The sequence below is a fragment of the Clostridium ragsdalei P11 genome, assembly GCF_001675165.1.
Classification (GTDB): domain Bacteria; phylum Bacillota; class Clostridia; order Clostridiales; family Clostridiaceae; genus Clostridium_B; species Clostridium_B ragsdalei.
Map to the genome: position 1 here is coordinate 1 of NZ_LROS01000029.1, position 14,253 is coordinate 14,253.

A 14,253-nucleotide genomic window follows, 5' to 3' on the forward strand; every position below is an offset into this window, starting at 1 on the left:
TACAGTGATTCTATTTCAAATGATTTTCTTCCCATAATTAAAACTCCTTTCTCCGTACATTTAGTATTTGGAGAAGAATTTTAATTATTCTGTATAAGTTAATATTTTAGTTAGAAACCCTATATAGTGATTCTAATTGAAATTTTAACTTATACATAAAATATACTAACAAAATTCAAATCACACTTAAAAACTTTTTTTATAAGTCTTAGTGAGGTATTTTAGGAAATGTTAGAAGCTTATATATGTCTGAGGTACGAGTTTATATAAGCTTCTTTAGATTTTCAAAATACCGAGCTTTAGACTTATAAAAAGTTTTTAGTGTGATGATTTTTGTTAGTATATGGCTGGCATAAGTAAACTTTCAAACTAGAAACTCTATATATTTAAGACAAAAGAGATATTTTTTATTATAAATTTGCATTTAATCTTCCAGCTTACTTCCCCTTTGAAGTGCAGTAAGTCCAGTACGTATAATTTCCTTTATTCCATAAGGTTTCATTAGTTCAATAAAAGCAGATATCTTCTTTTCATTTCCGGTTATTTCAATTATCATACTTTTTTCATTCATATCCACTATTTTACCTCTAAAAGTATTTACGCTTTCCATAATTAACAGTTTATTGTTGGCTTCTGCACAAACTTTTATAAGAGATAACTCCCTATAAACAGATGCATCGGGGTCTAATTCTATTACTTTTATAACTTCAATCAATTTATTCAGCTGTTTACTTATCTGTTCAAACATATAGTCGTCTCCAATGGATACAATAGTCATTCGTGATATTTCAGGATCTCCTGTAACTCCTACAGTAAGACTGTGAATATTATATCCCCTTCTACTAAAAAGTCCGGCTACTTTACTTAAAACACCTGAATGATTTTCCACTAATACTGACATCACATACTTTTTTATAGTAATCACCTCTTTCTAAAAAGTTCTCTCATGAGGATCTACAATGCACTCTATTAAAAATGCCTTGCTTGAATCTAATGCTTCTTTAAAAACCCCTTCAAATTCAACATCATTTTCTACTCTCTTAGCTGTCAAGCCATAGGCTTCTGCAAGTTTAACAAAATTTGGATTAGTCCTAAAATTTACCCCAAACTCTCCATCATATTTGTTATCTTGTATTTCTCTAACCATACCAAGTCCTGAGTTGTTAAACAACACTATAATAATATTTAGATTGTTTTCGGCAATAGTCCCAAGTTCAAAAAGACTCATTTGAAATCCACCATCACCTGCAAAAGCTATAACTTGTTTATCAGGACATGCAATTTTAGCACCAATAGCTGCTGGAAGAGAATATCCCATAGTTCCGAGGCCTCCAGAAGTTAAAAACTTTCTATTCCCTGCCATCCTAAAATTACGGGCACACCACAACTGATTTTGTCCTACATCTGCTGTCAAAATAACTTCTTCTCCTAATGTATCAGAAACAGTTTTTAACACATATCTTGGATTAACTTTATCTGTAGGCTTTCTTTCTATATACAAATCTTTCTTCCAGTTTTTAATTTCTTCCATCCATTTTTCCGTCTGTGGAGCTACTATTTCTTTATTTAAATCAGATAAAACACTTCTACAATCACCAACTACTGGAATATAAGTGTTCAGAATTTTACCTATTTCAGCAGGATCGATATCTATATGAATTATATCTGCATCCTTTGCAAATTTTTTTACCCCACTGATAGTTCTATCTGAAGCTCTAGCTCCAACAAGTATTAGTACATCTGCATTTTGTACAACTTTGTTGGCATAAGCAAAGCCATGAGTACCTATTAAACCTACATAATAATCACTATTTTCATTTATGCATCCTTTTCCCATAAGAGTATGAACAACAGGTATATGTGATTTTCTAACAAATTGCTCCAGTTCTTTTTGTGCATTTGCCAGTATAACTCCGCCACCTGCACAAATAAGAGGCCTCTTGCTAACTTTGATTCTATCTATTATTTTCTTTATTTGCCCAGAGTGCCCTTTAACAGTAGGTTTGTATCCTCTTATATTTACACTTTCAGGATATTCAAAATCAATATCTTCTTCCATTATATCCATAGGTATATCTACAAGCACAGGGCCTTTTCTACCAGTTTCAGCTATATAAAATGCTTCCTTTATAGTCTTAGGTATAGATTTAGCATCTCTTACAAGAAAACTATATTTTGTAAAAGATTCTGTAGCACCTGTGATATCTAATTCTTGAAATACATCCCTTCCGATTAATGTAGACTTAACCTGACCCGTAATAACAACAAGAGGAATGGAATCCATATATGCAGCAGCAATGGCAGTAATGAGATTGGTTGCGCCAGGCCCTGATGTAACTATACAGACTCCCACTTCTCCAGTTGACCTAGCATATCCACTAGCAGAGTGTCCTGCAGCTTGTTCCTGTCTTACTAATATATGCTTCACATCTGATTTTCTCAAAGCTTCATATATAGGAACCACTGCAGCACCAGGATACCCAAATACCATATTTACATTTTCCTTTTTTAAACATTGGATAACTGCTTCAGCAGCTTTCATAACCATCTCTCCTTGTAAATTCAATTTAATAAGATTTTTGGGTACAAAAAAACAGACTCCTTATGGGGTGAGAAGTCTGTTCACGGTACCACCCAATTTTATTACTCAATTTAATAACGGCAAAGCCGGCACAGCCTACTAATTTCAGCTTACAGCTCAAGGGTGAGTTTCAATATTATATATCTGTGAGCTTACACCAAAACTCTCACTCTCTTTAAAATATTATAATATCTACTTATCCCTTTCAAAGCTTTCATATATTAATACGTATTTTATATTTTCTAATTTACATTTACAAATAGTTTCTAAAAATTAAATTACTTAAATCAAATTTAAACTTGATACACACTAAATATTCATCTGATGGCTACCTACTGTAACACTCCCACTTCTATCAAAGTGGGAGATAACAGTAGCTACGCCCCTAGATAATTCATCTAAACTTAGTGGGAGAAACAAAATCCCACTAAGTAAGATTCATTGATAATTCAAAGTAATTAATATAGGTAATTTTAGGTTAAAAATTAGCACAAAAAAACAGCCTTTCTCTTGAGGCGAGAAATCTGTTCGCGGTACCACCCAATTTTATTACTTAATTCAATAACGATTCACACCGGCACAGCTTACTATAATTTCAGCTTACAGCTCAAGGGTGAGTTTCAATATGAAATATTTATGGGTTTACACCAGATCCCACTCGCTTTAAAATATACATCATATTTAATAGTCCCTGTCAAAGCTTTTATTATTTAAATATGAGTATATTTTACTATAAAGCAATTCAAATGTCAATAGTTTATTCTGAATTTTTATTAAATAATATATTTACTCAACTTTCACATATATGAAATTTTCACTTAATGTAAAAACTTTGCAAAACAACATTTTTAATTAATAGTTAAGAATGAAGAATTAATAGTTAATGTGGATTTTTTTCCGTTACACTACAAAAAATCTTCGATTAAATTTTTGATGGCTCGTTTCGCTAAAGCGAAACATGACTGGTTCATATAAATTAAAAGATTTTTTGCGATAGCTAAAAATCATCCTTAACTATTAACTTTTCATTATTAATTCTTAACTTGCGAAGCTTTACTTCGCGAAGTTTTCAAACTGCAAAAGTTGAGTATATTTACAAATTAAAAGTACATTAAAAAACTCTGATTATTTAAGAACTGCACCTGTATTTGCAGAAGTAACTAATTTTGCATATCTTGATAAATATCCTGTTTTTATCTTAGGTTCAGGCTTTACATAGTTCTTTCTTCTCTTTTCAAGTTCTTCTTCACTTACTTTTAGCTCCAACTTTTTATTTGTAATATCTACAAATATAGTATCTCCTTCTTCTACAAGTCCTATTAGTCCACCTTCCATAGCTTCTGGTGATACATGGCCTATCGATGCCCCTCTTGTAGCTCCTGAAAATCTTCCATCTGTTAAAAGTGCTACATCTTTATCTAAACCCATACCTGCTATAGCAGAGGTTGGTGAAAGCATTTCTCTCATTCCAGGTCCGCCTTTTGGTCCTTCATATCTTATTACAATTACATCACCTTTATTTATTTCATTGCCAAATATAGCCTTAACTGCTTCTTCTTCAGAATCATATACCCTAGCTGGTCCTTCATGTACCATCATTTCTTTTGAAACTGCAGATTCTTTAACTACAGCTCCATCTGGTGCCAGGTTTCCTCTAAGTATTGCTATTCCACCTTCGCTGCTGTAAGCATTGTCTACACTTCTTATAACTTCATAATCAAGCACTTTAAAATCCTTTATAGTTTCGCCTACAGTTTTTCCGGTAACAGTAAGTGCATCTTCATTTATAAGACCTTTCTTAGAAAGTTCATTCATAAGAGCCGGTATTCCCCCTGCCAGATGAAGATCTTCCATATGATGTTTGCCACTTGGACTTAATTTTGTAAGACAAGGTGTATGTTTACTTATTTCATGAAATAAATCCAAATTAAGTTCTATACCTGCCTCATGAGCAATTGCTGGAAGATGAAGTACTGTATTTGTAGATCCTGCCATAGCCATATCTACTGTTATAGCATTTTTAAATGCATCTAAAGTTAGTATATCTCTTGGTCGTCTATTGTTCTTTACACAATCCATTACATACATTCCTGCATATTTCGCCAGCTGATTCCTCTCACCAGTTTGTGCAAGGGCACTTCCATTTAGAGGTAAACCCATTCCAAGTACTTCTGTAAGACTATTCATACTGTTTGCTGTAAATAATCCTGAGCAAGAGCCACACCCAGGACAAGCTCTCTTAGCTTCTTCTTCAAGTTCTTCCTCTGTTACTTTTCCATCACTGCAAGCTGCCACCTTTTCAATACAAGTGCTAAAATCAAGTGCTTTGTTATTTAGCTTACCTGCCCTCATAGGTCCCCCACTTACTACTACCGCTGGTATATTAAGTCTTGCAGCTGCCATAAGCATTCCAGGTACAATTTTGTCACAGTTAGGAATAAGCACCAATCCGTCAAAACCATGAGCTGTTGCCATAGCTTCAATTGAATCTGCTATTAGTTCTCTTGAAGCAAGAGAATACTTCATTCCAACATGACCCATTGCAATTCCATCGCAAACTGCAATAGCAGGAAACTCTATAGGAGTACCTCCAGACATTGCTACTCCAAGTTTTGCAGCTTTTGCTATTTCATCTAAATGCATATGACCTGCAACTATTTCGTTTTGTGAATTTACTATTCCTATAAGAGGTCTTTCAATTTCCTCTTTTGTATATCCCATTCCATACATAAGTGCTCTTGCTGGAGCTGCCTTAATTCCCTTTTTTACTGAATCACTTTTCATTTTTAGTATCCTCCTTAATTCTGGAAATTTTTTGTAAAAAAATAACCACCTGCCTAGGGCAAGAAGCTTTGTGGTACCACCCAATTGTTTCCAATTCTAATAACGGTAATACCGACACAGCTTACTAATTTCAGCTTGCAACTTAGGAGTGATTTTCAAAAGTTTCGCATTCATGGATTTTCACCTTATACCCATTCCCTAAAAACACTCAACCATTTACTCTTCTCCATCATAGTTTTTATAATACCTATATATAATTTCGTAATAATTTTCGCACATTTTATATTTATAAGCCCTCTTTTATTTACAAGTAATATCTATCTATAATTATTTTGCCCCTAAAAAGATAGATATTTACATTACAGGGATTAGGAGGAAAAAGTGCCTCCCCTACTTCTCCTGCAAACTTAAGTCATCCGCTAAATGATAAGCCCCCTTATTCACAAGCGTTATTCATAGTAATTTTTTTATTGATATACTGTTAAAATATTACCCCAATTTAATAAATATTTTAATACTATCAAATGAACATTCTACTTTTTAATTACTCATTATCAGGATTTTCATTGATCCATGACATCATTGATCTAAGTTCTTTACCAACTTTTTCTATTGGAGCATCTTTTTCCATTCTTCTTCTTGCTGTAAATCCTGGTCTTCCAGTTTGGTTCTCAAGAAGCCATTCTCTTGCAAATGTTCCATCCTGGATCTCTGTAAGAACCTTTTTCATCTCAGCTCTTGTATTGTCATTGATTATTCTCTTACCTATCTTGTAATCTCCATATTCAGCAGTATCGCTTACAGAATATCTCATTCTAGCTAATCCACCTTCATATATCAAGTCAACTATTAACTTCATCTCATGTAGACATTCAAAATATGCATTTTCAGGAGCATATCCAGCTTCAACTAATGTATCAAAACCTGCTTTTATAAGTTCTGCAACTCCTCCACAAAGTACTACTTGTTCACCGAATAAATCAGTTTCAGTTTCAACTTTAAATGTTGTAGTCATAACTCCTGCTCTAGTTCCACCAATTCCTTTTCCATAAGCTAAAGCAATTTCTTTTCCTTTTCCACTGTAATCTTGATATACTGCATAGAGACATGGAACTCCATTACCTAATGTATATTCTCTTCTAACTATATGTCCTGGTCCTTTAGGTGCAATCATCAAAACATCTACAAACTTAGGTGGTACTATCTGATTAAAATGAATGTTAAATCCATGTGCAAAGAACAATGCATTTCCTTCTGATAAATTATCTTTTATGCTCTCATCATAAATTTGTTTTTGTTTTTCATCTGGTAGAAGTACTGTTATAATATCTGCTTGTTTAACAGCTTCAGCTATTTCATATACCTTAAATCCATAATCTTCAGCCTTTTTCCATGACTTACTACCTTTATATAAACCGACTATTACATCGAGTCCACTTTCTTTTAAATTTAAAGCATGTGCATGTCCCTGACTTCCAAAGCCAAGTATAGCTATCTTCTTTCCTTTCAAGAGATTCAAATCTGCATCCTCATCATAATAAACTTTTAATTTTTCCATAATACTTTCCTCCTGAATAATTTATTTATACTATTTTTGTATATATTGAACTTTTTAATACTCTAAATATTTAAATAATATACTACTTGATGTTTAAAAAATAGCTTGCAATTCCCATAATTAAGAATTTTATGATTATTGCAAATGTATGTATTTCTATAATTATTTTGCCCCTAAAAAACTAGATTATTTATCTGATGGCTACCTACTGTAACACTCCCACTCACACAGCGAAAGCGACTATACCAAATCAAAGATTTGGAATATCTGCTTTTCTATCAAAGTGGGAGATAACAGTAGCTACACCCCTAGATAATTCATCTAAACTTAGTGGGAGAATCAAACTTCCATTAAGTAAGATTCATTGATATTACAGGGATTAGGGGGGGGAAGTGCCTCCTCAACTTCTCCTGTAAACTTAAGTCATCCGCTAAATGATAAGCCCCCTTATTCACAAGCGTTATTCATAGTAATTTTTTTATTGATATACTGTTAAAATATTACCCCAATTTAATAAATATTTTAATACTATCAAATGAACATTCTACTTTTTAATTACTCATTATCAGGATTTTCATTGATCCATGACATCATTGATCTAAGTTCTTTACCAACTTTTTCTATTGGAGCATCTTTTTCCATTCTTCTTCTTGCTGTAAATCCTGGTCTTCCAGTTTTGTTCTCAAGAAGCCATTCTCTTGCAAATGTTCCATCCTGGATCTCTGTAAGAACCTTTTTCATCTCAGCTCTTGTATTGTCATTGATTATTCTCTTACCTATCTTGTAATCTCCATATTCAGCAGTATCGCTTACAGAATATCTCATTCTAGCTAATCCACCTTCATATATCAAGTCAACTATTAACTTCATCTCATGTAGACATTCAAAATATGCATTTTCAGGAGCATATCCAGCTTCAACTAATGTATCAAAACCTGCTTTTATAAGTTCTGCAACTCCTCCACAAAGTACTACTTGTTCACCGAATAAATCAGTTTCAGTTTCAACTTTAAATGTTGTAGTCATAACTCCTGCTCTAGTTCCACCAATTCCTTTTCCATAAGCTAAAGCAATTTCTTTTCCTTTTCCACTGTAATCTTGATATACTGCATAGAGACATGGAACTCCATTGCCTAATGTATATTCTCTTCTAACTATATGTCCTGGTCCTTTTGGAGCAATCATCAAAACATCTACAAACTTAGGTGGTACTATCTGATTAAAATGAATGTTGAATCCATGTGCAAAGAACAATGCATTTCCTTCTGATAAATTATCCTTTATGCTTTCTTCATAAATTTGTTTTTGTTTTTCATCTGGTAGAAGTACTGTTATAATATCTGCTTGTTTAACAGCTTCAGCTATTTCATATACCTTAAATCCATAATCTTCAGCCTTTTTCCATGACTTACTACCTTTATATAAACCGACTATTACGTCGAGTCCACTTTCTTTTAAATTCAAAGCATGTGCATGTCCCTGACTTCCAAAGCCAAGTATAGCTATTTTCTTTCCTTTCAAGAGATTTAAATCTGCATCCTCATCATAATAAACTTTTAATTTTTCCATAATACTTTCCTCCTGAATAATTTATTTATACTATTTTTGTATATATTGAACTTTTTAATACTTTAAACATTTAAATAATATTTTACTTGATACTTAAAAAATGATTTTTAATTCGCATAATTAAGAATTTTATGACTATTGCAAGTGCATATATTCCATATTTTATAAATTATTTAATTGTAAAATAATCTATTTCAATTTTAAGAACCAGCATTTGAGCAATTACCACTAATTTTTTGTATAAAAAAACAACCAACATTCTCTGCTTGGGGCGAGAAGTTTGGTCGCGCGGTACCACCCAATTTTTTTACTCAAAGTAATAACGGTTTTACCGGTAAAGCCTACTTAGTTTCAGCTCACGACTCCAAGGCTACCTTCAATAGTCATATTTATGAGTTTTCACCAAAATCTCACTCTCTAAGAAATACTTTCTATTTACTCTTCCCTATCATTGTCTTTATACTCTACAATTGTACCAATTTAAAATATCAATTAGAAATACCCCCCATGGATATAACTAATAAATATTATTTATTTTATTAAAACTAAAATAAACCTAATTGGTTTTAAATCACTTTGAAAAATTTATTTGTTTTTGAAATTTACTTTATCAATATTTAGTGTATGTGACGATAATAATACCTTATGAGAATAATGTCAATAGTTTTCTTAAAACTTTTTTTGCTTTTTTATTGCATTATGTTTTTCTTACATTATATTACCGTAAAAAATATTTTTCATAATTTCATAAAATCAAATACTCAATTTAAACTTTTAGCTTTTTAGAATTTATTGTTTAGGCTTATCAAAATATTTAACCAAGCTGAAGATTGTAAAAATATTTAGATTGTACCTTGATTTTTTATTTAGAATTTCTTTATATAGTTAATTATATATTTCAAAAAAAATTGTTGACATACATATTTTTTTATAGTATAGTTAGTGCAAATAAAAAAACGATGACGGAGAAGAGTAAGCAAAAATATGCTTTCAGAGAATGGGGATTTGGTGCGAACCCATAAGCTACAGTTGTTGAAAATCACTCCTAAGTTGCAAACTGAACTTTATATAAAGTAAGTTATGCCGGCACAGCCGTTATATATACGAGTAATAATTTGGGTGGTACAGCGACAGACCTTCGCCCCATTAGGGTGTGTGTCTGTTTTTTTTATACTCTATTTTAAGTTTATTTGTTTTTAAATTTATTTTATCAAAAAAATTTAGTGTGTGTATGTAATTTAAATACTAAAATTTAATACTAATGTATTTTCATATTTATCTTTTTTATCCGATGACTACCTGCTCTAATATTTCCATTTATCCAAGTAGAAATAAAAAGCAAATGCGTCTCTGGATGACGGTTTCCAAGTATCAGATGGAATTAAACCTCCACCTGATTCGAAGAACTCTGTTTATCTTATAACTATAAAACTACAATTGTATTTTAATTTGTTTTTAAGTGTTTACTTTATTATTTAGTAGTGTATAATTTTATTAAATTTAGAAATAAGTGTATTATATAATCATTTCAAATTAAATTATCAACTTTTAACTATATTATAACCATATATATAGGAATAACTAGTAAACTTAAGGCCGTTGTCAATGATGTAACTACTGCTGCATATTCATAGTCAGCACCATATGCCTTTGCCACTATAGAAGTATTTGTCATTACTGGCATAGCAGCTTGTATTATAAACACTTTTTTCATGAGCTCAGGTATAGGGAAGAAACCTGCCAGAAATATTATTAAAACTGGTGATATAATGAACCTTCCTATTAGAACAAAAAATATATCTTTACTCATCTTCATTTTCTTTATATCCACATAGTAAATTGTTATCCCTATAAACAACATAGAAAGTGGCGTTGTCATATCTCCAAAGTATTTACAGGTATCCATAGCGAACTTAGGAAGTTTTATTCCACAAAATATAAATATCATTGCTATTATAAATCCCATAAGTGGAGGAGAAAATATTCTATTTAAAGTTTCCTTTGAAAAAATACTTGTTTTTTTATTAGCTTGTCCATCTGAGCTTATTCCATAAGCTCCTATTGTCCAAAAAAAAGTAGTATTTGCTATATAGTATAAAAGCACATAGGGAACACTTTTTGAACCAAACAACGCCAAGTTTATAGGCAATCCAATAAATATGGAGTTAGATACAAAAAACATAGACCGAAATGTACCAGTTCTCTCCTTTTTCACCTTTATGATCTTAGAAATCAATATAGCTAGTATATAACCTATAGCCATAGATAAAACTGGTATAATAAGTCCTTTCCCTATATGATCCAATTTATCTCTTGTAAAGTTACCCATTAAATTAGAAATCATAAGGCAAGGAAGGGCTACATTGCACACTAATTTTGAAAATACTTTTGATATGTTCTCATTAAGCCATTTAAATTTTGTAAGCACATATCCTGTACATATCATAATTACTATGCTAAGCACACTTCCAATTGCATTTAATACTACCATCTGTTCATCCCACCATCTTCATCTTTAAATTTACCAAGTGCATCCGCTAATGCAAAAGATGACAGCTTTTGTCTAAAATTGCAACTGTGGTACACGTAAGTATAGTTATTAATATAAAATTTTGCAGTAATATCATAAACGTCATATTACATAATATATCCTTTTTCAATTAAGGTCAACTCACTTGTCTTATACTTCCTAATTTGGTCAGCAAAAAACTGAGTTATATATGGTATAACTCAGTTTTTACGATGGCTTCAATTAAATTAATGTGACTCACTATTTATTAACTTTTCAGAGCTAGAAACTATCTCCTGACTCTTAGCACTTATCTCTTGGATAGTTTCCGATATAGTTAATATATCGTTATTTATATTATCCATTTTGTTCTGGAGTAAATCAGATACTTCTATAACCTTTAAAATGGATTGCATCATTTCATTTTCTTCATTTTTAGTAGATTGTGCAGTGGTTTTAGATTGCTCTGCTAGCTTTTTTACTTCATCTGCTACTACTGCAAAACCTTTTCCATGTTCATTTGCCCGTGCTGCTTCTATTGCTGCATTTAGCGAAAGTAAATTAGTCTGCTCTGAAATAGCCACAATACTATCTGATGAATCCGTGAATTTATCTAACTTTTCATTTATCTGATGAATGTTTTCCTTTAACTTACTTGATATATCCATTATTGACTTTAATTCTTCTACTATATCTTGAATTGCAGATGCGCTTTCCTCATTTCCTTTACTTACTTCATTTATAGCTGCCAATAGAGTATTTGCAAATTTAATTATTTCATCTGATTTTCGTTGCCTTTCCTTAGCTAGTACAGTTATTTTGTTTATAGACTCTTTCACCTCTTCATTTTTTTCTTCCAGTTCGCTATATTCCATATTGATTTTTTTCTTCACATAATAAATACAATTTTCCTTAGAATTTATACCGTTAAAAATCATCTTTACCATTTCCTTGCAAGTAGTATATCCACAAGCAGAACAGTTAAATTCTTTTCCTAAAGTTGTAGTTTTCATCATCTCATTAAATATGTTGTCATAATCTTTTTGAGTAGGTTCAATTATTTTTTTAACCTTCTGTGCAGTATACTTTCTTACGAAATCGTTTAAATTAAGATTTTTATCAAAGTACTCGTCTATTGATTTAATTTTTTTCTTAAACAAGCCAGCTTTTTCCCTTAACTTTTCCATCTTCATATCATGAAACCTATATTGAATATCATATTCCGTTAAATTGTCTAAGGAAGCTGTACCTATATTACATCCATTTTTACAATTTAAAATATCCAGTAAACTAGGTAGAAGCTTATTAGCTTTAACTCTATCAGAATACTTATTCAAGTACTCAATTGCCTCTTTATGTCCCTCTACCTGAAGAACATGTAATTCTTCAGTTCTAGCTTTTACATTTGCTTTTAATCCGCCTGGTAAACTATAAACAACCCCTAGAGAAGCAGGAACATTATCAAATTCAACTTCATCGTAATTGTTCAAATTCACATTATTATCTCTCAAATAATCTAAAATCTTTTTATAGGTTACATTATATTTCACATACCCTTCTGTATTCTTATCATTGATTTCAATTAACTTGCCAATACAAGGTGACAGAAAAGCTATATCTTCACATATATGCTTATATTTTTTCAAGTAAACAGCAGTACACATCATAGGACTGTGTATAGGCGCTAAATATTCTATTAATTCAGGCTTATATTTTTCAATATAATTAACCACGATAGGACAGGGCTGTGATATTAAAGAAGAAATATTATTCTCCTTCATTGCTTTTAGATAAGCCCAGGTAGTAATATCTGCACCAAAAGAAACATCGTAAATTATAGATACTCCCAAAGATTTAAGATATCCAAAAAATTTCTTGTAATTTTTAATATTAACTATAATAGATGGTGCAGCTATTACTGTTATTTTTTTACCTTCTTTCAAATCCTTAAAAAAGTTTTCAGTACTATCTTTAAAATCTCTAGCCCCATGTTCGCAAACCTTTACACATTCACCGCATCCAATACATCTTTCCTCATCTATGTAAACCTTACTTACACCATTTTCAGTTGTTGTAACATTTGCACCAAGAATAGGACAAGTTCTTATACACTTATTGCAACCTGTACATTTTTCTTTTAAAACAGTTACAGGACTTTTATTCACACTAAAACCCCCTCAATTTCCCCCTAAGCTTCAATGAATTTTACTTGAAACTAAATCCTATTCTATTTTACAATAAACTAATTGGTATAACAATGCTATAATGATAATATTTACCCATTTTTTAAAAAAGCGTAAAAAAATATACCCTTAAAAGGGTATAAAATTCACCTATTCAATTAACTTTATTATATTTAAAAGTGTCCTGTTAACAGGAGTGTCTACACCATATTTCTCTCCTAACTTACAAACAGTACCTGCAAATATATCAACTTCAGTTTTTCTGCCATATACAATATCCTGACACATTGAGGTCCTGCTGTCACGTCCTAGAGCATTTAACACTTTTTGCCATTTTTCTATATCATTTTTGCTTAAATTAACCCCTACTTTTTGTGATAATTTTACCACTTCCCACATTGCAGATTCCATAAGTTCTTTAGCCTCATTTTTACTTTGAAATACACCATAAGTTGCCCTAAGAACTGCTGAAGTTTGATTTATACCTACATTTACCATAAACTTATACCACAGAGCACGCATCATGTCTTCTGGAATTTTATAAGGAATTTTTGCATTGTCAAAGAGAGTCTTTACTTTTTGTACTTTTTCTGAATAAACTTTATTTACCTTTTCTCCAAAGGTTATGTTTCCAATATTAGAAAAACTGATATTGTTTTTCTTACGATTTCCATCAATGCCAATGCATAAGGCATAGAGTATCTTATCCATTCCATATTCTTTTCCTATAATCTCCTCACTAGTAATGCCATTCATGAGAGAAATTATAATAGTATTTTCTCCTACATGGTTTCTCATATCACAAATAGCTTGAGTTAACTGATTTGACTTTACGGAGACAATAATCAAATCTGCTGGCTGGCATTTTTCCTTTGGATCTATATACGTAAAATTATACTTTTTCCCGTTAATTATAAATCCACTTCTTCTGTACCTTTCAGCTCTTTCTTCTCCAGCTATAAATTTTATTCCTTCTGGATTAAAATCATACAATTTACTGGTGTAGGCACATCCAATAGCTCCTAATCCAATGGCAGATATATTTTTTATGGTTTTCATACTACACACA

8 protein-coding genes and 4 other annotated features are annotated in these 14,253 nt (G+C 31.4%); all 8 genes read right to left on the reverse strand.

Annotated elements, in window-relative coordinates; genetic code table 11:
- Positions 1–424 precede the first annotated feature (424 nt).
- Positions 425–901: an acetolactate synthase small subunit gene (gene ilvN / locus CLRAG_RS12785; RefSeq protein WP_192847874.1), complete on the reverse strand. Its 477-nt coding sequence runs from the start codon at positions 899–901 to the stop codon at positions 425–427.
- Positions 902–931: 30 nt separating this feature from the next.
- A complete protein-coding gene (gene ilvB / locus CLRAG_RS12790) occupies positions 932–2,542 on the reverse strand; it encodes a biosynthetic-type acetolactate synthase large subunit (protein WP_065078784.1) in 1,611 nt (536 codons plus the stop codon).
- A 60-nt stretch (positions 2,543–2,602) separates the two neighbouring features.
- Positions 2,603–2,799 (reverse strand) — a binding site (T-box leader).
- Between the two features lie 290 nt (positions 2,800–3,089).
- Positions 3,090–3,288: a binding site (T-box leader), on the reverse strand.
- Between the two features lie 418 nt (positions 3,289–3,706).
- Positions 3,707–5,365: a dihydroxy-acid dehydratase gene (ilvD, locus tag CLRAG_RS12795; protein ID WP_065078785.1), complete on the reverse strand. Its 1,659-nt coding sequence runs from the start codon at positions 5,363–5,365 to the stop codon at positions 3,707–3,709.
- Between the two features lie 544 nt (positions 5,366–5,909).
- Positions 5,910–6,923: a ketol-acid reductoisomerase gene (ilvC, locus tag CLRAG_RS12800; RefSeq protein ID WP_013238693.1), complete on the reverse strand. Its 1,014-nt coding sequence runs from the start codon at positions 6,921–6,923 to the stop codon at positions 5,910–5,912.
- A 555-nt stretch (positions 6,924–7,478) separates the two neighbouring features.
- A complete protein-coding gene (gene ilvC / locus CLRAG_RS12805) occupies positions 7,479–8,492 on the reverse strand; it encodes a ketol-acid reductoisomerase (RefSeq protein ID WP_065078786.1) in 1,014 nt (337 codons plus the stop codon).
- A 264-nt stretch (positions 8,493–8,756) separates the two neighbouring features.
- Positions 8,757–8,953, reverse strand: a binding site (T-box leader).
- 489 nt (positions 8,954–9,442) lie between these two features.
- Positions 9,443–9,641 (forward strand) — a binding site (T-box leader).
- 403 nt (positions 9,642–10,044) lie between these two features.
- Positions 10,045–10,983, reverse strand: a complete 939-nt coding sequence (locus CLRAG_RS12810) for an AEC family transporter (protein WP_065078787.1) — start codon at positions 10,981–10,983, stop codon at positions 10,045–10,047.
- 266 nt (positions 10,984–11,249) lie between these two features.
- The gene (locus CLRAG_RS12815; protein ID WP_065078788.1) at positions 11,250–13,166 is read right to left on the reverse strand and encodes a [Fe-Fe] hydrogenase large subunit C-terminal domain-containing protein; all 1,917 of its coding nucleotides are present in this window, start codon (positions 13,164–13,166) and stop codon (positions 11,250–11,252) included.
- Between the two features lie 168 nt (positions 13,167–13,334).
- On the reverse strand, positions 13,335–14,243 hold the full coding sequence (locus CLRAG_RS12820) for a ketopantoate reductase family protein (RefSeq protein WP_065078789.1): 909 nt from the start codon (positions 14,241–14,243) through the stop codon (positions 13,335–13,337).
- Positions 14,244–14,253 lie beyond the last annotated feature (10 nt).